Consider the following 24538-nt stretch of genomic DNA (forward strand, 5'->3'; position numbering starts at 1 on the left):
GGGACTATATATGAATAATGTTACTTGGATTGGGGTAAATAAAAAAGAAATTACAGATGAACATATTCAACAAGTAGAACAATATTTGGGTGTTAAATTTCCTATTGATTTTATTGAATGTGTGAAAAAATATGATGGTGGTTATCCACGCCCTAAAATATTTGATATACCTAATCAAGATGAAAATGTGTTTAGTAAACTTTTAACTTTTGATTTAGAAAGTAGAAATTCCATTATTCAAGTATATGAAGATATAAAAGATAGATTAGTAGATAAGGTATATCCTTTTGGCAAAGATTCGTTTGGAAATCACTTATGCTTTGATTATCGGAATAATTCTCAATCACCAACTATTGTATTTTGGGAACATGAGGAAGAAGAGATAGAAAAAGAAATTTATCCTGTTTGTTCATCTTTTACGGAATTGCTTAATAGCTTACGTGATTATGAAGACGAGGACGAATAATTAATTATGAGTAACATAAGTCTTTTTAATATTAAACCAAAGTTAAGAAGAAGTTTTTACTGTTTTTATAGTAATTAATATGTACTCTGATTCGTATACAGCATCTAAAAGATTACGTGAAGAACTTAAGGATGCAGGGATTGAACCACCCCCATATTCTAATGCAGCACATCACCTAACACCTTGGAACGATAGTAGGGCAGAAAAGGCACAAAAATTATTAAAGGAATTTGGGATAGACCATGATTCGGCGGCTAATGGAGTATTTTTACCTTATAAGGTTAATGAATACGTGACTACTGAAGTCTTACACATAGGAAGGCATAGTTCAGAGTACATACTTGAAGTAGAGAGAGTATTTAAGTCTTGTTAAGAAACGGGGCGGTACTCAAGAAGATGCTGTTGACGCCTTACATGATATAAGAGAACGTTTATTGAATGGTGAATTAAAATTAAATAAACCGAAGAAAGAGTAATCTTATAATAGAAAAATAACAAAGGAGAGTAAAAATGAAAATTTGGGAATTAAAGAGTTCATTTGATGACTATGAATCCTTTCAACTATTGAATTTAGAAGAAGATTCTAAAAAGTATTTTGAAGGAAAAATTGACTCGGCAGTAAAAGCATCTGATTCATGGGGGAAAATACGTATTAAATGTGTAGAAGAAGGAAATCAAAGTGATTTTCCTCATTTTTGGGGAGAAGTTGGTACACCAATGGTTAGTGGGAAAGCTAAAAAATTTTTAGAGTCTATACTTGGTGATAATGTAGAATTTCTTCCCCTAATTCATGATGTGACGGGAGAAGTGTATTATATAATTAACGTTTTAAATGCACTAGATGCTATTGACTATGAGAAAGCTATACTAAAAAAACTACGTTCTGGCTTAGTAATAGATTTCAAAAAATACGCATTCTTACCTAATATGGTTAAGAACCAAACAATATTTAAAGTTTACTTAAATGAAATATTACATATTCCTTCCGTTTTTGTATCAGATGAATTTAGAAATACAGTGTTAGAAAGTGATTTAAAAGGTTTTGAATTTATAGAGGTATGGGATTCAGAAGCAAACATGTAAAAGAAAGTCCTAAAATAATTGATAGGAGTTAGTGACATGGATGCAAAGGTTTTAGAAATTCTAAGAATGTTAAACAATTATGAGGGAAATGAAAAAGAAATTTTTGAACTGATTCAAGCTGAAGCGATGGTGAAATTTATATGTGGAAAAATATGATTTTGGAAATTGAAAAAATAGAGAAAAGTTTTAATGATAAACTGAATACACCAGCAACAGATAGTGAAGTTAAGAAATTAAGAGAACGCATGAAAGAGAGTTTTAATGTTGACCTACCGAGTGAATATGAGGAGTTTCTTAAAAGTGTAAATGGATTAGATTTTAACGGGCTAGTACTTTATGGAGTCGACTCTTATTTGTTAGATACAGAAAGGGACGAATCAATTTGCGGGCTTATAGAAACCAATGAGATTTGGTATGAAAATGAATTTCAAAAAGAGTATCTTTTCTTTGGCGATTCAAATATTGCGTGGTTTTGTAAGAGTTTATCAGACGGTACTTATTTAGAACTTGATAAACCATCAGGTACGGTAATGAACACATATAATGATTTTAATACAATGCTTGAGGAAGCGTTAAAAATAACCCTTCTTTAATAGGAGGTATTAAAAATTATGTTTAACTTTTTGAAAGAATATGTTGTAGTAGACAGAAGTGTCCGTTCTAAACAAAAACCGATTTTTTATCCTTTACGAAAAGAAGAGATAGCAGAAGCAGAAGATTTGTTGAAAATGAAGTTTCTAAAAGAACTAAAGCGTTTTCACGAGGAAATTGGCTATGGATTTTTAAAGACTAATAAGACTCTTATTAACAGATTTATGGACCCATTTTCTGTTGTAGATTTTCGTTTAAGACAAGATATTTATGAATATAATCCTAATTTGGACGATGTCGATGATGAAGAATCACTAGTATTTTTTGAAGTATCAGAGATTAGCTTTTTAACAATTAAATTTAAGCAGGAAAATGAATTAGGTCAATGTCCTATATATTATGGTTCAACGAAAATAGCGGATTCTTTAGAAGAATTTTTAATAAAAATGGAAGGAAATCCTGATTATTATATTTAATACATATCAATTCTCTTTTTTAGAGTGGTGCATTATTGGTTCGTCCTTTTAAGAAGTGTTTTCTAGCTTATGTGATTGCAAAGACAAGTAATAATTAATTATGAGTAACAAAAGTAAGACTTATGTGAATTACGCATAAGTCTTTTTAATATTAAACCAAAGTTAAGAAGAAGTTTTTACTGTTTTTATAGTAATTAAAATGTACTGTATGAAATGTAAGGCACCATTAGTATGACTTTCTTTATGAAACAATTAAGCTTTTGGCGCAGGCGGTCTTCCGTGGTCGTAAGCAGGTGCACCAGTATTACCATCAGCTATACCCCAAGGCTCCCCGTGTGTGTAAGATGAAGACCACCCTTCTCCATGTGTATATTCTGGAGAAGTACCAATATGCCCAGCACTAAATGCTAAATCAGGTCTTTGTGGTGCAGGTGTGTCACCTTTGTTTAATGCAGAAAATTCTAAGTTGTTACTTATACCAAAAGTCATAATTCCAGCTAACGTTAAACCTGCTATTGTTAATCTAAACTTTTTCATTACTTTAACGCCCCTTTAGCTAATAGTTTTTTCTTTGCTTCATTACTCATATAAAAATATTTACTAGCCTTCACATGATGTTCCTCTGCATAAAATTTATTCGCTAATCGTTCTGCATATTCTTCAATGCAATCCCATAACTCTTCTGTTTTAAAGTATGAAACTCCTGCTAATAAAACAGTTTCTAATTCTGTAGTGTTAGACGTGTTGTTCAATTTTTCTAAGATTTTAAAGCGATATTGATATTCTTTATTTGCTAATTCATTGCAAATGTTTAAGCCTTTTTCGATGAGTTGAGATGCTACTGCCGTTTCGCCTAATTTTAAATTTTCATCTGCTTGTAAATATAGGGCTTTAAAGTGATTTGGTATATTTTCTGTAACCTCTGATAAGTGACGAATTGCTAAAGAGGATAGATTTTGATTTGCATATAATAGTCCGATGTTATTTCTAACACGTAGTAACAATGTTCTTTCATTTTTACTTTTTAGAATATCTATGGCAGTGTTAAAACTTTCTTCGGCTTGTTCAAATTGCCTTAAATCTATACAAGCTAATCCAAAAACATTGTCACATAATGCTACATTAATTTTATAGCCTGTGTGTTTAGAGAAAATATCTTTAGCTATTCGTATGTAATCAATAGCTAAAAGCGGTTTATAGATTTGATAATAAAATGAAGCTAAACGGTAATTAAATTCAGCTTCTTCTACTTCATTCATTGCGTACATTAAAAGTTTTTTCGCCTTCTCAAAATATTCTTTTGCTTCATTATAGTCTGCAAGAATTGTGCTGTGAATAGCTTTGAAGAAGTGATAATAATAGGATAAAAAACTACTGTCAGGTATATCAAAGGAGTTAATTTCATTAAAGCTATCTTTTGTAATGTTAAGTCCATCGGTTAGTACTTTATATCTAAAATCTAATAATGAATAGTATAATAATAAATTTTTATCTTCTTTTATACTGGAAAGCTTATCTTCAACTTTTTGTTTTAAGTTTGTTGCTTGTACATTTTGATGTTGTAGTATAGCTTGATACCAGTCATTAAATAATTTTGAAATCTGTTCATTCTCCTTCACTGGAACACGCATATAATCCCTTCCTTTTCTGAATAGTCTTACATTAGATGATAGCAAGAATAGAATATAATGGAAATTGAATTTTGATATTTCTCAACATTTGTTTAACAATTTTATTTTAAAAGAAGAAATTCATTAATGCATTGTGTTTAGTAAATTCAAACATTCGGCACAGTGGGGATGAAGAACCCCCCCACTGATTAAAGTTTCACTTTAGCCAATGTATTAAAGAATGTGGGGTACTCAAAAATGAAAGTAACTACTCAGCCCATAGTTAAAAATGCAAGAAAATATAAAGGTAATTGCTAAGAAGCACTCCCCCTAAGTTTCAGATGAAATTAAATAATTGAATATTTATATTTAAATAATCGACTATTTATGCTTTAATATTTCTATGTACATAATTGGGATAATTAGGAATTTGTATTTGATATGTTTTAAGAAAGGGGAATGTTTTTTATATGGAAACTCCAGAAAATCAATTTAAACGTGCACTTAATCCTTGGTTCTCCATTTGGACAAAACCACGTGATACAATGAAAGAAATTTTTATAACCAAACCTAAGAATGTGTTTTTACTCATTTTATTAGGCTCATTCGTACAGACTTTAGATCGAGCATCTTCTAAAAATGTGGGGGATTCAATAAGTAGTCCAGTTTCAATAATCTCAATGGTTATATTTGGTACCTTCGTTGCTTTCTTAATTTATTATTTTTTGCTACCAGCGTTATTTAATTGGGTGGCAAAAAAACTTGGTGGACAAGGTACATTTGAAAAAACACGTTACGCAGTTGCCTATTCTTATATCCCTTACGTTTATTCTCTTATATTAGTTTGGGTGCCTTCATTTTTCTTGTTTGGGATAGAAAACTTTACGAGTGAGACACCGAAAATGGAGAGTAGCATAACTTTAACGATTTTGTTTCTTATTTTTGCCATAATTGATATAGTTATTGGAATTTGGACAATCATTATTTCCTTAAAATGTTTAGGAGAAGCACACCAATTTTCAGCATGGAAAGCATTATTAACAATAATAGTGTCCTTTATGATTATCATTCTTCCTTTAGTAATAATAGTATTTCTTATAGTAGGGGTTACAATCTTTTAATAATTGATTTGCTTCTTATTTATCCAAACGTTTTCTACTTGCTGTTAGTAATTGTTACAGGGTGAACAACCACATGATTCGGATGTTCCACTTGGCGAAGCGTATGACCTTTATGATCAAATTGATCGCCCGTTAAGGCCTGTTTTTCTTATTATCAGTGCTAACAGGAATTTGTAAAGGCAAACTTGAAAATCAAAATATTAAACCATTAAAATCTTAGGGTAGCTAAGTAGATTGTCTTTGTTTGTCCCTTATTTTCCAATTGGAGGCTTAATTATTACCAATTGGTTCTGTAGCTCTTATAGAAGAAATTAATCAACCTCTTATGATTTATGGAAGAAAGCAACAACAAGCTGATAATAAATTATGCGATTATGTTTCTTGTCCATATCCTCATGGTAATTTATCAAAAGAATATAATTTGTTTTTTAATCATAATCAAATAATTCATTTATTATTTAAGGGTTTCGAAACAGAGGATGAATTAGAATTAAGAAGTAAATTATCTGAGTTTTGGTGGAAATGGAGAAAATATAATATGGTTTTAGGAATTTCATATTCTGATATTTTTCGTATTATAATTATTGTTTTGGTTTTTTTCATTTTTTGGAGATTGAATACTTGGTATAATAAAAAATATAATGTTCCTAAGGTTTTTCAATGGTTTCCTAGAAGATGGGGAAAAAGAAAAGTTTCAGAGCATTTGTCTCAACTAGATAAAAAGTTAGAAGCTGAAGGTAAAGGTATCTGGGTTACAATCTATGCTATTGATTTGTACATTGTAACTATTCCTTGTACAGTAAAAAAATATAAATCTTAATACATATATGTTTATAAAAAAGACCTCTTATTTTAAAATAAAAGGTCTTTTTTATGATGATTGAAATAGTAATTTTAAGTGAATTAAATTTGAAATGTATCAAGAATATTATCTTTTTCTTCTTTATTAATTCCAATACATTTCAGGGGGATGTGTGGTGTGCTATGGTTAAGAATTTCTTGTAACATAGCAACATCTTTTGTTTGTTTATAGAACCAATAGCCAAAGGTTTTTCGCATGGTGTGAGTACCAATGGATTCTACATTGGCAAAATCTCCGGCTTTTTGCAATTGTCGATAAGCCTGGATCTTACTAATGGGTTGGACATCAATAATATGTGGTTTTTTATTCATAGATTTTCGACTTCTTTGTTTATAGGATTTTGAATGTATACTTTTGTTATGTGAATTGAGGATATTAAGGGAATTGGTGAAAAGTCAATGTTTAAGGGGAAATGAAAGTAAACTAATATTTAAAAAGTTTACTTCCAAATTAGAAATACACTTATTAGACACTCTAAGTAATAAATTTGTTCCACTTTAATGAGGAGGGAGAATTTGGGGCTTGTAAAATAACAATGGAACTACGTGTTTTTTCGTCATACAAAAACCTCTACATATATGAAGTGACCCCCGAAAACGGGACACCAATCAAAACACCTAAACCACTTGTTCCCTAAATTCTTTAGGGGATAGGTGGTTTAATTTTTCTTGAATTCGCACACAATTGTAGTAATGAATGTATTCTAGCACAATCTTTCGCACAGTTGTGTTGGATACTTTTGTTATCTCTTGTGAATAGAAAGCTTCACTTTTCAAATGACCAAAGAAGCTTTCCATGACGGCATTATCATGGCAATTTCCTCTCCGGGACATGCTGGTGATAATGCCGTTTTCTTTGGCATACGCTTGAAATTCTTTTGCTGTATAAATACTTCCTTGATCCGAGTGAAGAAGGACATCTTTTACTCTTCGCCCTCTCATTGCTTGTTTCAATGTCTTCATCGCTAATGTCAGTGTTTGTGATTCGCTGATGACACAACTAATAATTTCACGATTAAAGGCATCCATGATCGTTGATAAATACAAGGTACGCTCTCCAAATAAGAGATACGTCACATCTGTAAACCACTTTTCATTTGGTCTGGATGCATCGAATTCACGCTCCAATCGATGAGGGGCTACCATTGGTTCCGTACCATTGATATATTTCTTTTTCTTTCGACGTACTTTTGAAAGAATGTGATTTTGTCTCATGATTCGTAATACTTTTTTATGATTAACACACAGTCCCATTTTTTGAAGAGTAGCGGTCACTCTTCGATATCCATACCGAAATTTATGCCTAAGACAGACGTCCTTTACTTTCTCTTCTATATCATCTTTCCGATCTTCCGTTCGTTGTAACCAGCGATAAAATGTGGAACGGGGTAATTCTAATACGTTACACAATTCTTTTATCGTTATTTTTGTTTTTACATTTTTCCATAAAGTAACTACAGTTTCTGGTTTCAGCCCCTTTCGATTTCCAGATACTTTCCCCATACAAGTAATTTTGTTTTTAGATGCTTATTTTCTAGACGTAGTTGTTCTAATTCACTGAGCTCTTTTGGTCCTTTTCCATAAGAATATTGTTTTCCTACAGGTTGTTGAAAACGATACGTTTGATCTGTACGATACCATTTCATCCATGTCTTAATTTGGGAAACATTTTTAATTCCGAGTTTCTCCATAATTGTACGATTTGAATAACCATCTTTCTTCATTTCAATTACTTTCCACTTTGTTTCTTCTGGGTAATGAACTCTTGTCGTCATACGAAAAAAACACCTCCATTGAATTTGCATACTTAGTATGCGAATTCAGGAGGTGTTTTTTTCATGTACCACTATTCGGGTTCACTTCAATATAAGTAGAGGTTTTTAAATTATATATGAATGAATTATGCTTTTTTAGATAAAGCAAATCGAGTTCAGGTAAACGAAGAACATAGAATACATAATTTTAACTAGACTTATTATTAGCCAGTTTATCCCCACCACCAAGCTCCGCCTCAATCTGCGAAGTCTTCGATGACTCATCCATACGCCAATACGTAATGAAGCTGATCGCGATACATCCAGCTACGTAGAAGTAGAATAGTGATTCCATACCGATACTTTTTAGCCACAATGCGATGAACTCGGCTGTTCCACCGAATATCGCAACGGTTAGTGCATATGGTAAGCCTACGCCAAGTGCGCGAATTTCAGTTGGGAATAGTTCGGCTTTTACAATGGCGTTAATCGATGTGTAACCGGTAACGATAATAAGGCCGACCATCATAAGTAAGAATGCTACGATTGGTTCTGTCGTTTTTTCCATAAAGAAGAAGATCGGTGCTGTTAGTAATGTTCCGAGAATACCGAATGCCATTAATAGTGGGCGGCGTCCAATTTTATCGGATAGTAGCCCCGCAATTGGTTGAAGTACGACGAAAATAAGTAGTGCGGCAAAGTTAATCCAGCTTACAACTTCTTTCGGCAGACCGACTGTGTTTACCATGAACTTTTGTAAATATGTTGTGTACGTATAGAATGCAACAGTGCCTCCTAGTGTTAGGCCGACTACTGTTAATACTGCTTTCGGATGTTTCATAAGAGCGCGAACGGTTCCTGCATTTTCGCGTTTTTGTGATTTTATGTTTGAGAATTGCTCCGATTCATCCATTGTACGGCGAAGCCATAATACAGCTACTGCGCCCATCGCTCCAATAATGAACGGAATGCGCCAGCCCCAAGCTTTCATATCTGGTTCGCTTAGTAATTGCTGAAGAACAATTTGAACGCCTAAAGCGACCATTTGTCCAGCAACGAGCGTTACATATTGGAAGCTTGAATAAAAGCCTCGGCGTCCACTACTAGCCATTTCAGATAAATACGTTGCGGATGTTCCGTACTCTCCGCCAAGTGATAAGCCTTGTAGTAAACGGGCAAGAACTAAAATAATTGGCGCCATAATACCGATGCTTTCGTAACTAGGTGTACAGGCGATAATTAAAGAACCACCGGCCATAACCGTAATCGAAAGCGTTAATGCTGCCCGGCGTCCGTGCCGATCCGCATAGCGTCCCATTAATAAACTTCCGATAGGGCGCATTAAAAACCCAACTGCGAAAATAGCTGCTGTGTTCAATAATTGGCTTGTTGGATCTCCTTTAGGAAAGAACTCTGCTGAGAAGTAAACAGCGAAGGCAGAGTAAACGTACCAGTCGTACCATTCAATTAAATTGCCGACTGAACCTTTGAAAATATTGCCGGCGACTCGGTTAGATTTTGCTTGAGCCATAATGATTCCTCCTCTTGCTTATAAATAGAATGATAATTATGAAAGCGTTTTATCTTAGTTGAATTGTACTGTCTACGGAATAAAATCTCAATATTATGACAATTTTATTCTTTTTGTACTTTATGTACATGGAGAGTTTTAATAGTTGCTTCATTATTCGTTTTGTCATAATAATAGAAAAAGGAGATTGATAGTTTTGAATATTTTATCAAAGGATATGAAGTATGAAGAAATCACGCAAAGTGTCATTACAAACGAAAATAGTAAGCTTAATTATCGCGTTAATTTTATTTGTTGTTCTCCTATTAGCAGGAATATTTGTTTACATTCAGTCCGTTGATACGAAGCGCCAAGTGGAGCAGTTAGCACTGCAAACAGCTAAATCTCTTTCTTTTATGCCAGCTATAAAAGATGCCTTCCAAAATAATGAGCATAAAAGTACGATTCAATCCATTGCGGAACAAGTTCGTGAGCAAGCTGGTGCAGATTATGTCATTATAGAAGATCGCTTTGGGGTGATGTATTCCCATTCTAATTCGGAGTTAATTGGCACAAAGAGTAACAATCCATATAACTATGAAGCACTCACTTTTGGCGGCTATTATACGCTCGAAGGAAATGGGGAAAGTGGTCCGGCTTTAATGGCAAAGGCACCCATTATTGTTCATAACGGAGACTACGATCAAGTCGTAGGTGTTGTGACGGTAGAGTTTTTAATAAAAGGTATCGAATCTAACATACTGAGCAGAACGAAAGAAATTATACTCTTTTCCTTAGCTGTATTACTAGTTGGAATTATTGGCGGCATTCTTTTAGCACGTAGCATTCGTAAAGATACACTCGGTTTAGAGCCGAATGAAATCGCAGCGCTATACCGGGAACGAAGCGCGATACTACTATCTATAAAAGAAGGGATTATCGCCATTGATCAAAACGGTTTTATTACGATGATGAACACGTCGGCAGAAGAGATGCTACATGTAAATGATGATTATATGCAGCAACACATTTCAAAAGTTTTACCGGAATTTAATATGGAGAGTGTGTTAGAAAACGATCAAGAAATCGCGTTTCAAGATAAGGTGTTTATTTTAAATAGGACACCAATACTCGAAAATAATAGTACGGTAGGAGTTGTATGTAGTTTTAGAGATAAAACAGAACTGCAAAACTTAGTGAACACAATATCTGAGGTGAGAAAGTATTCAGAGGACTTACGTGCTCAAACGCATGAATTTACAAATAAGCTCTTCGTCTTATCTGGCTTATTGCAGTTAGGGCATTACAAAGAAGCAATTGAATTTATCCAGCAAGAATCTAATATTCATCAAAGTCAAAACCATATTTTATTCCATCAAATTCATGATGCGAAAGTACAGGCTATTTTATTAGGAAAACTCGCAACAGCATCGGAGAAGAAAATTGATTTTCATATTGAAGGAGATAGTGCGCTTCATCCGTTACCAGACCATATAAAAGTATCGCACCTTATTACGATCCTTGGAAATATAATCGACAATGCGTTTGATGCGGTGAGTGAGCAAGAGGAAAAGAATGTTTCCTTCTTCGTTACGGATATTGGACACGATATTGTGTTTGAAGTAATAGATAGTGGAGCAGGAATACCGGCAGAAAAAATCACGACTATTTTTCAAAAAGGATTTTCAACGAAAGGAAACAATCGTGGTTACGGACTAGCAAACGTAAAAGAAATGGTAGATCTACTAGAGGGAACAATTGAAATTCAAAACGAGAAAAATGGGGGAGCTATTTTTACAATTTACCTTCCGAAAACATTGAGAGAAAGTACATGACAAACAGGGGGATGGACATATGTTGAAGGTTGCAATTGCAGAAGATGATTTCCGCGTCGCGCAAATTCAGGAAGAGTTTTTATCAAAAATAAAGGACGTAAAAGTGATTGGAAAAGCATTGAACGCGAAAGAAACGATGGAACTACTACAAAGGGAAGAAACCGATTTACTTCTATTAGATAACTATTTACCAGACGGAATCGGAACAGACTTATTGCCCAAAATTCATGCTGACTTTCCAGACGTTGACGTCATTATGGTTACTGCGGCAAATGAAAACCATATGCTAGAGAAAGCAATTCGAAACGGCGTAAGCAACTACCTTATAAAACCGGTCACGTTAGAAAAATTCGTTCACACAATTGAAGACTATAAAAGAAAGAAGCAATTATTACATAGTAACAATGAAGTGAATCAAGCACTCATCGATAACTTCTTCGGTACTTCGCAAACACAAGACATAAAAAACTTACCGACAGGTGTAGATCCGTTAACGCTGCAAAAAGTGAAAGGGATTATAAAAGGATTCGAAGAGGGAATTACAATAGAAGAAATGGGAGAACAAATGGGTGCCTCCAGAACAACCGCAAGAAGATACTTAGAATACTTAGTAGCGACAAATGAATGCACAGTAGAGTACACATACGGCATTATCGGACGACCAGAACGAAAATATCGAATAGGACGAGGACTATGAAAAAACGATTATTACTATGTATATGGATCATGACAGGGGTAATAGCTGGTTGTTCCTCAGAAAAACCTCAAACGAATACAGTAAACATCGACAAAGTAGAAATCGTTGCGCCAAACGTTCCAGGAGCAGGATGGGACTTAACAGCGCGAGCAATGCAAAAAACGCTGACAGAAGAAAAAATCTTCACAAAACCAATCACAGTCACAAACAAAGTAGGTGGCAGCGGTGACGTCGGATGGAAATATACGAAACAAAAAGGCGGTCACGTACTGGCGATTAACTCAAGCTTACTCATAACGAACAACCTACTAGGCCACAGTAAACTAACATATAAAGACTTCACACCTCTCGCAACACTCGCATCGGACTGGGAAGTCGTTGTCGTATCAAAAGAATCAAACATAGAAAATGCAAGCGAACTCATGAAACAACTAAAACAAAACAAGAATAACTTCAAAATCGGAGTTGCCCCAGGCCTAGGAAACGACGATCACCTATCCTTCGTACAAGTAAGCAAAGCATTCGGCATAAATCCAGCCGAACTACAATTCTTCGTCTACGAAAACAAAGAAAAAATTATAAACGCCCTAACGAACAAACAAATAGGCGCCGCAACCATGACCCTATCCGAAGCCGAAAAACAATACAAAGCCGGCAAAATAAAAATACTAGCCGTATCGGCACCAAAACGCCTAGACCGACTACCAGAAATCCCAACATGGAAAGAACAAGGAATCAACGTCATCTTCCAACACTGGAAAGGAATTATGGGCCCGAAAGATATGACGGAGGAAGAGGTTGCTTATTGGGATGATGTGATTAAAAGGATGGTGGAGAGTGATAGTTGGAAGGGGATTTTGAGGGAGAGGGGTTGGGAGAGTTTTTATAAGGGGAGTGGGGAGAGTCGGATATTCCTTGAGCAGAGTAGTCAGGAGTATAGGGGTTTGGTAGGGAATAATAGAAATTAGAAAATCATACGGTATGGCGTATGATTTTTCTTTTACACATAGTTTGGTAAAATAGTAGTAATTGTAATTAATTGTAACGGTGGGGATGAAAATGTTAGAGCAACTCATAATTGAATTGGCTAAATTAACGGAGCAGGTTGAAGATATAAATGGTGATAAAACTTATTTGGTTATAAATAAAGATGATGAAAGATTATACGTTGAAGCTAAATTTTCACGTGAGCAATATGAAGAGGAAGCATCACCTTATTTTAAAGTGAGCTTTGAATTTCTTAAGGATGCTTGGAGAAAATTTATCGCTATGCGTACAGTAAAGAGTGAAGATTTTGGACAAGCGGGTGAATGTAATACTTTCTTGGTAGCTTTCCTTTCACAGCTTCCATTTGTGAATGTAACGGAATCAGGGGCTATTACATTTAAAGAGTTCCAAACTGATAATCTACCAAGCGAAAAATACGATAAAGTCATGCTCTTTTTAGAAGAGATCATGAATGGTACATATAATCCAAGTACGTTACGTGAACAAACGGATGAAAATTTATACAGAGTGAAATCTAATGCGCGCCAAGATTTAAGATTGTTGGGCTTTTTGAATGAATCTCATGAAATGAATCAGTTGCTATTAAGCGAATGTGTTCAATCGGAAGATAAGAAAAACTACATGGCACAGTTAGTTTTAAAACAAGAATATTTCCGTCATGCTTTATTTGTTCTTGGATTGTTAGAGAAGTATTCAAAGGATGAAAAGAAAGCAGCTCTAGTTGATTTGGGAATGACAATTGTCCGGAATTCATTAGGGGATAATTTGATGGTTGAATCGGTAGCGAGGCGGCGTACGAATAATTTACTAGATTGGCTTGAACAAGTGGGACTAGTTAATGATGAATGGATTTCTGTTGAACAATATGTAAAAGATGATGAGGAAAAGGGCGGTAGTATGAACAGTAATTTACGTGAAGGATTTTTAAGGGTAATGGACGGTTATCTCGATGCAAAAAAGGGGAGTGCAAAAGGGCATAAATTGGCTGAATTGGTTCGAAAGGACATAACGACAGAAATTAAGTGTTTACCTTTTATGAATGACAGTAAGTACATCGTTACTGGCTCGGTTGGACAAGGGAATTGGGCATCTATTCCGTGGATTGCTATTATGAATAAGGATATTACCAAATCGACTCAGAGGGGATACTATATCGTTTATTTATTTAGTGAAGATATGAAAAGATTGTATCTAACTATAGGACAAGGGGTAAAAGATACGCCTAACGAAGAAATGGAGAAGATTAAGCAAGAAGTTCGTCAACATATATACATGTCTAAAAAGGTGAAGAAAGACGATAATATTTTCCTTGGTACAAGTTCAAGAGCGATGGATTATGCAAATTCAACAGCTGCCTACATTGTATACGATGTGAACAAAATGCCAGTTGAGGTTGAGTTAGTAGAAGATTTAAAAGAAATGCTTCACTACTATGAGGGATTCATTAACTATAAAGAGAAAGGTATTAAGTATGAAGCAAGTTCTGAGAGGAAAGAAGTTCATTTAGATCAGCAATCCATTATTGATCATGTGTCTTCCTATATTCAAAGTAAGGGCTTCTTTTATGAGAAAAAGGATCTTATTAACTTTTTCCTTTCATTAAAGACGAAGCCGTTTGTAATTTTATCAGGTATTTCAGGTACAGGGAAAACGAAAATTGTGCAGTGGTTTGCGGAGAGTTTAGGGGCAACAGAAGAGAATGGACAATTTACGCTTATTCCAGTTCGACCTGATTGGAGTGACAGTTCTGATTTGCTTGGTTATGTGAACCTTCAAGGGGAATTTCAAGAAAGACCGTTAATTAAGGTGCTTGAAGCCGCAGATGCAAATCCAAATAGACCTTATTTTGTAGTATTGGACGAGATGAACTTAGCTCGAGTGGAATACTATTTTAGTGATTTCTTAAGTGTAATTGAGAGCCGTAAATGGAAAGATGGAAAAATTGTTACGTCACCGGTACTTCCAGAATCAATTACGAATAAGCATATTACGATTCCATCAAATGTATATATTATCGGAACTGTAAATATGGACGAAACGACACATCCGTTAAGTAAGAAAGTATTAGATCGTGCGAATACAATTGAGTTTAATACTGTTAACTTAGATTATTTTAATTTCTTAATGGATGTAGAAGAGAAGGAAGCTGAAATTGCTTCAAATCGCTCTTTAGAAACCGAGTATCTTCATCTAAAAGAGTGTTTTAAAGAAAACGAAGATCTTGTGAGAAATATATCGAGCGTTTTAATAGAAATAAATAAAACACTGGAATCAGTTGGAGCTCAAGTTGGGTATCGTATACGAGATGAAATTTGTTTCTATATGGCATACAACGAACAAGGAAAGTTATTATCGTTTGATGAAGCACTTGATTATCAAATATATCAAAAGATTTTACCGCGTCTTGCAGGGAGCGATGGACGAACAGAAGAGGTATTAAAACAGTTGTATGTATTATGTGCAAATGAAGAATATGATAGTAGCAATAATGACGCTTCATATGCTAAGTATCCTCGTTCAGCTAACAAGCTGTCTCATATGTTAAGGAGGTTCGAGTATGATGGTTTCACCTCTTTCTGGATCTAATAATGAGATAGAGCTAGTTAAGATTGAAACAGAGGACCTATCGTTGACGATTAAAGGAAATCCTTATCATGAAAAATACGAGAGTTTAAAAGAATATCACGCTATGAATGCAGATGAAATGATGTATTTTCGTGTAGATGGGAAGACGGAATCCGTTTCTGTATTTGATGCGAGATTGCAGATGCTAGATGAATGGAACGAACATCCGCCAATCTTTTTTGAAAATAGAAGTTATCAGCTTGTTGTTGTTCCGAAAAAGAACCAACAGCTCTCTTTTTATCATGAACATCCGGGTTTTCGAAAACAAGTTAGTTCTATTCAAATGGGATCACTTCATGTGTTAATGGGGAATCTTTCATTTCCAAATGAAGTAGGAAATACAACGTTTGAAATTAAAAACGAGCAAGATACTTTATTAACTGTTACATTTGAAGTTTTCCCGGCAAAGCTTGATTATAAGGATGATTATAGAGCCTTATTGGATGAAGTAAATGATGAAATTTATAATTTAGCGTTTCATTTACTAAAGAGAACTTACTTAGGGGCATCTGCAATTTACGCTACAAACCCATCGAAGAGTGAGTTTTATCGTATTTTAAATGATTCCTTTGAGCGATTTATGAAGTCGATCTCTCATATAAAAAGACAACCGCATCATACGCTTATGACTAGGCATCAACTTGTACGAGGAGAAAAAATTCGTAAACTGGATTCCGTCGGAATGAACTATTTGCGAAAGAGACCACACTTGCTGCAAGGAGAAAAAAGTATACCGACTAAAGGGATTACAGCTTATAAGGAAGTTTCTTATGATACGCTGGAAAATCGATTTGTTAAATGGATGATTCAAAGAGTCGTACATAAAATAGATGATTTATTTAAGGCATTAGAGCCGAAGTCTAGATATACACGTGGTGTAACTGATGAAAATTTGCTAGAGCGTGTAAAAAATATGAAATCTCGAATGAAAAATGAATTGAACGATCCATTTTGGAGAGAGATCGGAAAATTGGATCGCTCAGTCTTTTCACTCGTTATTCAAATGGCAGCAGGCTATAGAGATGCGTATCAAATTTTCTTAATGCTATCGCGTGGTTTAACATTACGAGGACAAATTTTCAAAATGTCAGTAAAAGATGTTGCAAGGTTATATGAATACTGGACGTATTTAAAACTTGGACAAATTTTATCTAAAAAATATATACCGCTCCATCAAGACGTTATTCAAGTTAAACAAGATGGTTTATACGTAACGCTTGATGAAAGTAAAACTGCAAAAAGAGCGTTTAAGCATCCAGTTACTGATGAAGTAATAGAGCTTTATTTCCAGAAAAGAAACGGTAGACTACCAACAGTTACACAAAAACCAGATACGATGCTCGCTATTGAGAAAAAGGGAAAGAACTATCAATATCAATACATTTTTGATGCAAAATACCGAATTGATTTTGCTGAAAGATCTCATTATAAAAGGAAGTATGGCACCCCTGGTCCAATGGAAGAAGACATTAATACAATGCATCGTTACAGAGACGCACTAGTAGTGGAACAAGAAGGGCCATTTGAACGAACAGCTTACGGAGCATACGTATTATTCCCGTGGAACCAAGAGGAAGTGTACGAGAACCATCCATTTTATAAAAGTATCGAAAAAGTAAATATCGGTGGCTTTCCATTCTTACCAAACGCAACAAGACTAGTCGAACAATTTCTAGACCATCTCATTGAAAAAAGCCCAGAAGAAATTATAAGAGAAGGCATCCTTCCAAGAGGCACAAAAGAAGAATGGCACTCCTCGCTAGAAGAAAAAGTATTAGTGGGCAGCGTGAAAACTGAAGTCGACTATGAAACATATAGAAAAGAAGGCTTATACCAGTTACCAGTTACACAGTTAAAACCAGGATGGCAAGAAGCAAAGTACATAGCATTATATGCACCGAAAAAATGGCATGGAGAAAAAGGTGGAATTCAATACGTCGCCAAAATAAAGCATATTCAAATGCAACAAAACGATGATTATGTACATTTCGAACTAGAGCCATGGAAAAAACTAGACCACCTCATCCGCCCAGTAGGATATGGCATTCAAACATACACAATAACCACTATGTCGTTATTAAAAGAAGTACAAGAACTCCCAGAACTATTTATGAAGTCAAAAGAAGAACGAAGCCTTTGGAAAACATTACGTCGCTTTACAAAGCAAGTTAGGATTGAGCTAGATCATCGCAATTTAGATGAGGCTTCTTCTATTAAGAGTTATTATGTGCAGGATGTTCAGATTTGGGTTGATTATGAGAGTGGGATTGTTATGGTGGGGAGAGAAGGGCTAGTTAAAGAGGTTGCTTTGGAGTTGGTTGTTGGGAGGGGATCGGTGTTGTTTAGGGAGGTTTTAGGGGTGTTAAATGTTGGGGAATAGGGATTAGATACAAAAGGGGATTAAGCCATGGATAAGGGCTGAGTTTATTTTTACATGGAGCAAATGAGTTTAGGTGAAGTGGAGAAATTTTTAAATATAATAGATAAATATTAGTTAGATAAAGTGTATTGTTAGCCATGGGAAGAAGAGCATAGAGAGCGTATGTTCTTCTTTTTATTTGTAAATAAAGTAGGTATGATGACCTCCACCCTGTCAAGGTAAAGATCTGATTTTATCTATATGGGTATTAATCCGTTTTTCTATACATTCCCCTTGCACCTCCCCCAACGTCACCCCCTAACCTAAAGGAGACAAATCAAAAAGGGGGATCAAAACACTCATGAAAAACACCACAAAAGAAAAACAAAACACCATCATCATGCTATTACTCTCAGCCATAATAGGAATCTTTTCACCACTACTTATGTACATCACACTGGCACGTAAAAATGAAGTGTACAAATATCATTGCCGAAAGGCGTTCAACTTTCATTTGTTAATCTTTCTTCTATTTAATATTAGTTCGCGTATTAGTGATGTTTTGTTTTGGATTGTGTTTGCCTTCGAGGTCGTTCAAGTGATCATTGTTGCGTGGAAAGTAATACGCGATGAGCCATATCTTTATTTCATTCGAATTCCGTTATTTAAAGAAGATAAGTACGCAGTGGAAGGAGAATAGGTGATGAAACAAGAAGTGGAGATAAGGGGAAAGCAAATTTTTATTATGATTGCCGTGTTGTTTATTGCGATTTATATTGTTTTACGAAAAAGAAAGTATGAGTGCTTTTATGATGGTATTAGCGAGTATGAAACTCGTTATAGAAGTAATGTCCCTTTTTTGTTACTTGTTGTAGGCTTATTTCAATATTGTAGGCAGAATGAGATGAGTTTTTCTCATATGCTTCAGTATGTGAAAGAGAAGTTAGCGGAGTAGGTGATGATATGACGTGGATGATTAGTGAGTTTGCAAGTGTTGGGGATGTTACGGTGCGGACGCTTCGTTATTATGACAAGATTAATTTATTAAAGCCGAGCGATTATACGGAGGGCGGACATCGGTTATATACGAAAGATGATTTGTATGTGCTGCAGCAAATTCAATCGTTTAAGCATCTCGGTTTTTCGCTTGGGGAAATTCAAAATATTATATTGCAGCGTGATATAGAGACAGAAGAATTTTTAAGACAAATGCATTTTCAAAGGGAATTGCTTTTGGCGGAGCAAGAAAGAATTGCGAAGGTGCTTTCGCATATGGATGAGATGATGAAGAAGTTTCAAAAGGAAGAACGAGTGGATATCGCTTTGTTTTCTTCATTTCTGCAAACTTTTATATGGGAGAAAGAAAATAAAGAATGGTTAGAGGAACACTTTTCAAATGAGTGTGTTCAAGCGTTTTATAGTAATAAGGAATTAAAAGAAAAGTTTGATCGACGGTTTATGGATGTGATAGGGAAGTTGAAAAAGTATCAGGTAGAAGAGAAGGATCCGAGTCATCATGATGTTCAAGTTACCTTGAAGGAATTTTTCAATGTAATAGAAGAGATAACGAATTATCTTGATACACCTCAAAGTGATATAGAGGATATAATTAATCAATCGAACTTCACACTATCCGAATTTCCAACACTCTTCACAACCAAAGAAGAAAACTATATAAAAGAAGCAATCCAGCAGTTTAACCCCTAGTTAAACTGCTTTTCCATTATAATAGAAGAAAAACCAAACGGAGGAAACCCACATGCCAACCTACAACAAACTAATTCGAAACAAAATCCCACAAATAATAAAAGCTAACGGAAAAACACCCACAACAAGAATCCTAAACGAAGATGAATACATAGAGGAACTCTGCAAGAAAACACAAGAAGAACTAACAGAATACCTAGAAGCAGACACAAAAGAACATAAACTCGAAGAACTATCCGACCTACTAGAACTCATAAACGCCCTAGCCGAACACGAAGGCACAACACTAGAAGAAATCAACAATATCCGTAAAAAGAAAGCAGAAGAACGAGGTGGCTTTTCAGATCGAGTCTTTCTAATCGAAGTAACCGATAACTAGCCCCTCCTAAGCCCCTTACAAGCCCCTACCAAGTAATAAATCACTAAGAAAAAACACAACAAAACAAAAACACCAACAAACACCGTAGTAGGAGTCGAAAAAAAATTTGAAATAACACGCCAAAAACCCGGCCCTCCTTCCTATATATAGTACAAAGAGGAAATTTTCATTTTTGAATTAGGACGGGAGGAATTGGGATGGCGGTGTATCGTACTGTGCAGGTGAATTTTTGGCAGGATGATTTTGTTTTGGATTTGACGCCGGAGGAGCGGTATTTTTATGTGTATTTGTTGACTTGTTCGAAGACGACGCAGTGTGGGATTTTTCCTTTTCCGAAGCGGTTAGCTGAGATGGAGACGGGTTATAATCGGGAGACTGTTGATAAGCTTGTGCAGCGCTTCATTGATTATGGGAAGATTCTTTATGATGCGGATACACGAGAGTTATTCGTTTTAAATTGGCTTCGTTATAATCCGGTGACGAATACGAATGTGGAGAAGTGCGTTCTTCGTGAGCTGAAGGGTGTGAAGAATAAGGAGTTTGTACATATGTTTCTTCAGAAGTGTGTAGAGGAGGAGCTGAATGTTCCGATGCTGTTAGCGCATTTCGGTATGCCGAGTGATTTGGCTGTGGATGATGTTGATCCAGTTTGTGAGGAGACAGAGGAAGAAGAGGTTATAGAGGAAGAGATGGGAAGTCGAGTGTTTTCTTTTTATGAGCAACATTTCGGTAGTTTGTCTCCGCATACGGTGGAGGAACTGAGTGCATGGATGGAAGATTTGTCAGAGGAGCTTGTGCTGAAGGCTCTTCAAATTGCGTTTGAGAATAATAAGCGGACGGTTGCTTATGTGAAGGGGATTTTGAGAGGGTGGCACGGGAAAGGATTTACGAAAGTATCTGAAGTTGATGCAGATACGGCGAGCTTTAGGAAGAAGGATTCGTCTGTTAGTACGGGGGAGACGGAGGAGTTTTTGGCGAGGTGTGAGGAGTGGGAGAAGAATGCGCCGTCTGAGGAAGAGTTGCAGCGCTTTTTAGCGGAGCGCGGGTGGCGTCCATGAGTATTCAAAATGTGGAGGCGGAAAAGACGGTGTTAGGTTCTCTATTAATTGATGGAGAGCTTATTAAGGAGTGCCGTTTGACGGAGCAGTATTTTTCTCTGTCAGTGCACAAGTCTATATTTCAGTTAATGCGAAAAATGGAAGAAGAGGGGCAACCGATTGATCTTGTGACGTTCATTTCTAGGGTAGATCCGAAGTTTTTAGAGGGGATCGGAGGAATGGAGTATTTTATAGGGTTAATGGATGGTGTGCCTACAACTGCCAACTTCTCTTATTATGAGGGGCTTGTTCGAGGTGCCTGGAAAATGTATCAGGCGGGTGTTCTCGGGCACAAGATGGGAGAGCGCCTTATTGCGGAGAAGAGTGAGAAAATTATTGGTGAGACGATTACGGCACTTTGTGAGTTAGAGGAAAAGGACTGTGTATGTGAGTTTGATTTGAAGGATGCGCTAGTTGATTTATATGAAGAGCTTCATCAAGATGCGAAAGAGATTACGGGTATTGAGACTGGTTATACATCGCTAAATAAAATGACGTGCGGATTGCAGGAAGGTGATTTTGTCGTTCTTGGTGCGCGTCCTTCTATGGGGAAGACTGCGTTTGCGCTAAATGTTGGACTGCATGCGGCAAAATCTGGAGCGGCGGTTGGATTGTTTTCATTAGAGATGAGTAGTAAGCAATTGTTAAAAAGGATGGCGTCTTGCGTAGGCGAGGTTTCAGGAGGTAGGCTGAAAAATCCGAAGCATCGTTTTGCGATGGAAGACTGGGAAAAGGTGAGTAAGGCGTTTGCGGAAATCGGGGAATTACCATTTGAAATTTACGATAACGCAGGCATTACGGTACAAGATATTTGGATGCAAACTCGTAAGTTAAAGAGGAAGCACGGTGATAAGAAGGTTTTAGTTATTGTAGATTACTTGCAGCTTATTACGGGCGATCCGAAGCATAAGGGCAATCGATTTCAAGAGATTAGTGAAATTTCGCGTAAGCTTAAGGTTTTAGCACGTGAATTAAATGTTTGTGTAGTCGCGTTATCGCAGTTGTCTCGTTCGGTAGAAGCACGGCAAGATAAGCGTCCTCTTTTATCTGATTTAAGAGAGACAGGACAAATTGAGCAGGATGCGGATGTCATTATGCTTATGTATCGCGAGGATTATTATGATAAGGAAACGGTGCAGAAAGAGATGACGGAGATTCATGTGGCGAAGCACCGGAATGGGCCTATTGGTAGTTTTAAGTTGAGGTTTTTAAAAGAGTTTGGGCGGTTTGTGGAGGGGGTAAAGTAGTAAAAGGGCAAGGAAAATAGTATCTGCATGTGAATCAAAGTTGTAACGCTAATTTCATAAGTTATATAATAAAGAAAATGGTAACTAATAGTTAAGGGGGATTAGCTATTGGCAGGGAATGATATTTCTTATCATAATAAAGATATTCTTATGAAGTTTTTAAGTGAATGTTATAGGGATAAAGGGCTTGAAGCATATGGATTAAAAGGCTTTCCAAAAATAAAAGAGCTGTTATTAAATGAATTCTCGAGAGTTCGTGCAGATCAAAGGCGCTCAGATACTTTATTTGAAATGGAAGATGGTTCAATTTTAATGTTAGAGTATGAAAGTAATACCCGTTTCCTTGAAAACCATTTGAAGTATATGGATTATGCAAATCAAATTATGTATCGTTATTATAATAAGAATAAAGAGTTACCGGATATTCGAATCGTGGTTATTTATACAAGTGAGGTAATGAATCCAATAGAAGAAATAGATGTATCTAGTATACGTTTAAATTCCAAAGCGGTTTTACTAAGCGAATATAATGGTGATGCTATCCTTCAAAAGGTTATTAAAAAAATGGAAGAAGGAAAATCTTTGACGGATGAAGAAACCATGAAATTAATACTTGTACCACTTATGCATAGTAGAGAAAAAAGACAAATTTTAATTGAGAAGACGATAGAAGTAGCAAAATGTATCTCCGATGAGCAAGAACAAATTCAAGTTATTGCTGGAATTCTTGTAGCTACAGATAAATTTATTGATGAAGACTACGCGAAAAAAGTAAAGGAGTGGTTACGGATGACAAAAGTGGGTCGTTTATATGAACAGGAGAAGCAAGAAGAAATTGATAAAGCACTTTCGGCAGCTGGAATGCTCTTTAAAGGAATGAGTATAGAGGAAGTGGCTAAGAAATTAGATGTAACAATTGAAAAGGTGAAAGAGTGGGAGAAGCGTTTATCTCATTAATCGCTGGATTAATGGGAATATTTAGCGAAGGGAAAATGGCAGTGTCTGTATAAATTTATATAAAAATAGCCGACTATTTACTCTATAATAGTCGGCTATTTTTATAAGGAGAAGTTGTTAGGTTTAATACGCAAATTTTTTGATTTGCTCTTGAATATACTTCTTATTTCCCCATAAAAAAGGATTTTCTCTCTGTAGTAATCCATTGTTCTAAATCGTCTTGGCTACGTCGGACAAGTCGGTTCACTAACACATCATGCCATACATAATCCTCAAGTAAGTATATATGAACCGGATCATCTGTATAAAAGGCAACGTTACGCTCTTCAAGTGATGGTCCATAAATCATCTCTTTAGAATCTATGGATAAAATAAACCAATGTTCTGTAGAACGGGTTTCTGTATAGGGTGTGATACGATGTGTTTCTAGATTTTTAATTGGATTTTCAACATGCAGGGTAATACCTTGTACTGTAACTTTATCAGCTACGGCAGATAGTTCCTCTGTTAATGCTTCATACATCTCATCCCACATTGAAATGACAATACGTTGTTCTGCTTTTTTTATTAATGTCTGACAATAGCTAATGATTGTTTTTTTGTCTTTTAAAGTAATTACTCGATTATCCGTTTTTTCCTCAGAAGTTTCTAGTTTTTTTAATGAGTCACTGATTCCTTCATAAGTAGACTGCCATTCTGATTGAGCCTTTTGTAAAAAGATTTCAACAGGTAGAGGTGAATAGCGAGTGGTGTCATTTATTTCTTCTTTCATGACAATTCCTTTTTCTACAAGGTTACCTAAAATCTCATAAATTCGCGCTCTTGGGACACCTGAATCTTTACTCACTTGGTAGGCTGTGACAGGCCCCTGTTTAACAAGAGATACATAAGATTTAGCTTCATATTCATTAAAACCCATTTTTTTAAGCTGTTGTACTATGTAGTCCACTTTTTCGTCCTCCGATGTTTACTTTTATCCCGCTTTAATGGGCAGTAAGACCCCCACCTCAAAATGTAGCGAAAGCAAAGAAGTTAGGTGGGGGTCGGGCTGCCCGTAAAAGTCCGATTGGTTCAACTAATAATCAGTGGGGGATGAAGAAAATCCCCACTGATTAAAGTTTCACTTTATATTTTAACGTTACAATAACTGTTTAC

General features: G+C 35.7%; 24 protein-coding genes and 2 pseudogenes. 20 read left to right on the plus strand and 6 right to left on the minus strand.

Going from position 1 to position 24538, the window contains the following annotated elements; genetic code table 11:
• The first annotated feature begins 10 nt into the window (after window positions 1–10).
• The 5 genes from MHB74_RS04780 (at window position 11) to MHB74_RS04800 (ending at window position 2616) form a co-directional block, all read left to right on the plus strand.
• Window positions 11–466, plus strand: coding sequence for an SMI1/KNR4 family protein (locus MHB74_RS04780; protein WP_061680356.1), 456 nt, complete (start codon window positions 11–13; stop codon window positions 464–466).
• Window positions 467–545: 79 nt separating this feature from the next.
• On the plus strand, window positions 546–839 hold the full coding sequence (locus MHB74_RS04785) for an AHH domain-containing protein (RefSeq protein ID WP_270401881.1): 294 nt from the start codon (window positions 546–548) through the stop codon (window positions 837–839).
• A gap of 137 nt (window positions 840–976) precedes the next feature.
• Complete coding sequence (locus tag MHB74_RS04790; protein ID WP_061680355.1) at window positions 977–1549, plus strand: imm11 family protein; 573 nt, start codon at window positions 977–979, stop codon at window positions 1547–1549.
• 140 nt (window positions 1550–1689) lie between these two features.
• Window positions 1690–2142, plus strand: coding sequence for a YrhA family protein (locus MHB74_RS04795; RefSeq protein ID WP_061680354.1), 453 nt, complete (start codon window positions 1690–1692; stop codon window positions 2140–2142).
• Window positions 2143–2160: 18 nt separating this feature from the next.
• Window positions 2161–2616: an SMI1/KNR4 family protein gene (locus MHB74_RS04800; protein WP_061680353.1), complete on the plus strand. Its 456-nt coding sequence runs from the start codon at window positions 2161–2163 to the stop codon at window positions 2614–2616.
• Between the two features lie 252 nt (window positions 2617–2868).
• Here MHB74_RS04800 and MHB74_RS04805 read toward each other — a convergent pair whose 3' ends face one another.
• Window positions 2869–3153, minus strand: coding sequence for a hypothetical protein (locus tag MHB74_RS04805; RefSeq protein ID WP_061680352.1), 285 nt, complete (start codon window positions 3151–3153; stop codon window positions 2869–2871).
• Window positions 3153–4247, minus strand: a complete 1095-nt coding sequence (locus tag MHB74_RS04810) for a response regulator aspartate phosphatase (RefSeq protein ID WP_061680351.1) — start codon at window positions 4245–4247, stop codon at window positions 3153–3155. The genes MHB74_RS04805 and MHB74_RS04810 overlap by 1 nt, the downstream gene beginning before the upstream one ends.
• A gap of 449 nt (window positions 4248–4696) precedes the next feature.
• Between MHB74_RS04810 and MHB74_RS04815 the strand changes: the two genes are divergently transcribed.
• The 3 genes and pseudogenes from MHB74_RS04815 (at window position 4697) to MHB74_RS04825 (ending at window position 6167) form a co-directional block, all read left to right on the plus strand.
• On the plus strand, window positions 4697–5347 hold the full coding sequence (locus MHB74_RS04815) for a Yip1 family protein (protein ID WP_061680350.1): 651 nt from the start codon (window positions 4697–4699) through the stop codon (window positions 5345–5347).
• 234 nt (window positions 5348–5581) lie between these two features.
• Window positions 5582–5861, plus strand: a pseudogene (locus tag MHB74_RS04820) (DUF4176 domain-containing protein); the annotation flags it as partial.
• A 24-nt stretch (window positions 5862–5885) separates the two neighbouring features.
• Window positions 5886–6167 carry a hypothetical protein gene (locus MHB74_RS04825; protein ID WP_000242739.1) on the plus strand — a complete coding sequence of 94 codons (282 nt, stop codon included), beginning with the start codon at window positions 5886–5888 and terminating at the stop codon, window positions 6165–6167.
• An 83-nt stretch (window positions 6168–6250) separates the two neighbouring features.
• Here the strand turns inward: MHB74_RS04825 and MHB74_RS04830 are convergent.
• The 3 genes and pseudogenes from MHB74_RS04830 to MHB74_RS04840 form a co-directional block, all read right to left on the minus strand.
• Window positions 6251–6490, minus strand: a pseudogene (locus MHB74_RS04830) (tyrosine-type recombinase/integrase); the annotation flags it as partial.
• 336 nt (window positions 6491–6826) lie between these two features.
• Window positions 6827–7983 (minus strand): IS3 family transposase gene (locus tag MHB74_RS04835; RefSeq protein ID WP_151360624.1). Its coding sequence is split into 2 segments (ribosomal slippage): window positions 6827–7731 and window positions 7731–7983, totalling 1158 coding nucleotides; the frame shifts between segments, so codons are not numbered across the junction.
• Window positions 7984–8170: 187 nt separating this feature from the next.
• The gene (locus tag MHB74_RS04840; RefSeq protein WP_061679445.1) at window positions 8171–9493 is read right to left on the minus strand and encodes an MFS transporter; all 1323 of its coding nucleotides are present in this window, start codon (window positions 9491–9493) and stop codon (window positions 8171–8173) included.
• Between the two features lie 224 nt (window positions 9494–9717).
• On the opposite strand from MHB74_RS04840, the gene MHB74_RS04845 reads away from it, so the two are divergent.
• The 12 genes from MHB74_RS04845 (at window position 9718) to MHB74_RS04900 (ending at window position 23383) form a co-directional block, all read left to right on the plus strand.
• The gene (locus MHB74_RS04845) at window positions 9718–11307 is read left to right on the plus strand and encodes an ATP-binding protein (RefSeq protein WP_061679446.1); all 1590 of its coding nucleotides are present in this window, start codon (window positions 9718–9720) and stop codon (window positions 11305–11307) included.
• A 19-nt stretch (window positions 11308–11326) separates the two neighbouring features.
• Window positions 11327–12004 carry a response regulator gene (locus MHB74_RS04850; RefSeq protein ID WP_061679447.1) on the plus strand — a complete coding sequence of 226 codons (678 nt, stop codon included), beginning with the start codon at window positions 11327–11329 and terminating at the stop codon, window positions 12002–12004.
• On the plus strand, window positions 12001–12972 hold the full coding sequence (locus MHB74_RS04855) for a tripartite tricarboxylate transporter substrate binding protein (protein ID WP_061679448.1): 972 nt from the start codon (window positions 12001–12003) through the stop codon (window positions 12970–12972). Before MHB74_RS04850 ends, MHB74_RS04855 begins: the two co-directional genes overlap by 4 nt.
• 91 nt (window positions 12973–13063) lie before the next feature.
• Window positions 13064–15598, plus strand: coding sequence for an McrB family protein (locus tag MHB74_RS04860; protein WP_061679449.1), 2535 nt, complete (start codon window positions 13064–13066; stop codon window positions 15596–15598).
• Complete coding sequence (locus tag MHB74_RS04865) at window positions 15573–18017, plus strand: restriction endonuclease-like protein (protein ID WP_061679475.1); 2445 nt, start codon at window positions 15573–15575, stop codon at window positions 18015–18017. Before MHB74_RS04860 ends, MHB74_RS04865 begins: the two co-directional genes overlap by 26 nt.
• 340 nt (window positions 18018–18357) lie before the next feature.
• Window positions 18358–18696, plus strand: coding sequence for a DUF4870 domain-containing protein (locus MHB74_RS04870; RefSeq protein ID WP_061679450.1), 339 nt, complete (start codon window positions 18358–18360; stop codon window positions 18694–18696).
• 3 nt (window positions 18697–18699) lie between these two features.
• The gene (locus MHB74_RS04875) at window positions 18700–18951 is read left to right on the plus strand and encodes a hypothetical protein (protein ID WP_061679451.1); all 252 of its coding nucleotides are present in this window, start codon (window positions 18700–18702) and stop codon (window positions 18949–18951) included.
• An 8-nt stretch (window positions 18952–18959) separates the two neighbouring features.
• Window positions 18960–19703 carry a MerR family transcriptional regulator gene (locus MHB74_RS04880; RefSeq protein ID WP_061679452.1) on the plus strand — a complete coding sequence of 248 codons (744 nt, stop codon included), beginning with the start codon at window positions 18960–18962 and terminating at the stop codon, window positions 19701–19703.
• Between the two features lie 52 nt (window positions 19704–19755).
• Entirely contained in the window at window positions 19756–20082 is a 327-nt protein-coding gene (locus MHB74_RS04885) for a nucleoside triphosphate pyrophosphohydrolase (RefSeq protein ID WP_061679453.1), read from the plus strand.
• 197 nt (window positions 20083–20279) lie between these two features.
• Complete coding sequence (locus tag MHB74_RS04890) at window positions 20280–21140, plus strand: DnaD domain-containing protein (RefSeq protein WP_061679454.1); 861 nt, start codon at window positions 20280–20282, stop codon at window positions 21138–21140.
• On the plus strand, window positions 21137–22426 hold the full coding sequence (gene dnaB, locus MHB74_RS04895; RefSeq protein WP_061679455.1) for a replicative DNA helicase: 1290 nt from the start codon (window positions 21137–21139) through the stop codon (window positions 22424–22426). Before MHB74_RS04890 ends, dnaB begins: the two co-directional genes overlap by 4 nt.
• A gap of 108 nt (window positions 22427–22534) precedes the next feature.
• The gene (locus MHB74_RS04900; RefSeq protein WP_000908107.1) at window positions 22535–23383 is read left to right on the plus strand and encodes a hypothetical protein; all 849 of its coding nucleotides are present in this window, start codon (window positions 22535–22537) and stop codon (window positions 23381–23383) included.
• Window positions 23384–23546: 163 nt separating this feature from the next.
• Here the strand turns inward: MHB74_RS04900 and MHB74_RS04905 are convergent, their stop codons facing one another.
• A complete protein-coding gene (locus MHB74_RS04905; protein ID WP_061679456.1) occupies window positions 23547–24332 on the minus strand; it encodes a TrmB family transcriptional regulator in 786 nt (261 codons plus the stop codon).
• Window positions 24333–24538: the final 206 nt, after the last annotated feature.

This window comes from Bacillus sp. FSL K6-0069 (assembly GCF_038007785.1).
GTDB lineage: Bacteria > Bacillota > Bacilli > Bacillales > Bacillaceae_G > Bacillus_A > Bacillus_A mobilis.

Excerpts from the sequence above, each read along its gene's own strand:
- MHB74_RS04785 (WP_270401881.1), top strand. The coding sequence starts at position 546 with ATGTACTCTGATTCGTATACAGCATCTAAAAGATTACGTGAAGAACTT.
- MHB74_RS04845 (WP_061679446.1), top strand. The coding sequence starts at position 9,718 with ATGAAGAAATCACGCAAAGTGTCATTACAAACGAAAATAGTAAGCTTA.
- MHB74_RS04870 (WP_061679450.1), top strand. The coding sequence starts at position 18,358 with ATGAAAAACACCACAAAAGAAAAACAAAACACCATCATCATGCTATTA.
- MHB74_RS04825 (WP_000242739.1), top strand. The coding sequence starts at position 5,886 with ATGGTTTTAGGAATTTCATATTCTGATATTTTTCGTATTATAATTATT.
- MHB74_RS04780 (WP_061680356.1), top strand. The coding sequence starts at position 11 with ATGAATAATGTTACTTGGATTGGGGTAAATAAAAAAGAAATTACAGAT.
- MHB74_RS04880 (WP_061679452.1), top strand. The coding sequence starts at position 18,960 with ATGACGTGGATGATTAGTGAGTTTGCAAGTGTTGGGGATGTTACGGTG.
- MHB74_RS04840 (WP_061679445.1), bottom strand. The coding sequence starts at position 9,493 with ATGGCTCAAGCAAAATCTAACCGAGTCGCCGGCAATATTTTCAAAGGT.
- MHB74_RS04885 (WP_061679453.1), top strand. The coding sequence starts at position 19,756 with ATGCCAACCTACAACAAACTAATTCGAAACAAAATCCCACAAATAATA.
- MHB74_RS04860 (WP_061679449.1), top strand. The coding sequence starts at position 13,064 with ATGTTAGAGCAACTCATAATTGAATTGGCTAAATTAACGGAGCAGGTT.
- MHB74_RS04790 (WP_061680355.1), top strand. The coding sequence starts at position 977 with ATGAAAATTTGGGAATTAAAGAGTTCATTTGATGACTATGAATCCTTT.
- MHB74_RS04875 (WP_061679451.1), top strand. The coding sequence starts at position 18,700 with ATGAAACAAGAAGTGGAGATAAGGGGAAAGCAAATTTTTATTATGATT.
- MHB74_RS04890 (WP_061679454.1), top strand. The coding sequence starts at position 20,280 with ATGGCGGTGTATCGTACTGTGCAGGTGAATTTTTGGCAGGATGATTTT.
- MHB74_RS04810 (WP_061680351.1), bottom strand. The coding sequence starts at position 4,247 with ATGCGTGTTCCAGTGAAGGAGAATGAACAGATTTCAAAATTATTTAAT.
- MHB74_RS04805 (WP_061680352.1), bottom strand. The coding sequence starts at position 3,153 with ATGAAAAAGTTTAGATTAACAATAGCAGGTTTAACGTTAGCTGGAATT.
- MHB74_RS04795 (WP_061680354.1), top strand. The coding sequence starts at position 1,690 with ATGTGGAAAAATATGATTTTGGAAATTGAAAAAATAGAGAAAAGTTTT.
- MHB74_RS04850 (WP_061679447.1), top strand. The coding sequence starts at position 11,327 with ATGTTGAAGGTTGCAATTGCAGAAGATGATTTCCGCGTCGCGCAAATT.
- MHB74_RS04855 (WP_061679448.1), top strand. The coding sequence starts at position 12,001 with ATGAAAAAACGATTATTACTATGTATATGGATCATGACAGGGGTAATA.
- dnaB (WP_061679455.1), top strand. The coding sequence starts at position 21,137 with ATGAGTATTCAAAATGTGGAGGCGGAAAAGACGGTGTTAGGTTCTCTA.
- MHB74_RS04800 (WP_061680353.1), top strand. The coding sequence starts at position 2,161 with ATGTTTAACTTTTTGAAAGAATATGTTGTAGTAGACAGAAGTGTCCGT.
- MHB74_RS04815 (WP_061680350.1), top strand. The coding sequence starts at position 4,697 with ATGGAAACTCCAGAAAATCAATTTAAACGTGCACTTAATCCTTGGTTC.
- MHB74_RS04865 (WP_061679475.1), top strand. The coding sequence starts at position 15,573 with ATGGTTTCACCTCTTTCTGGATCTAATAATGAGATAGAGCTAGTTAAG.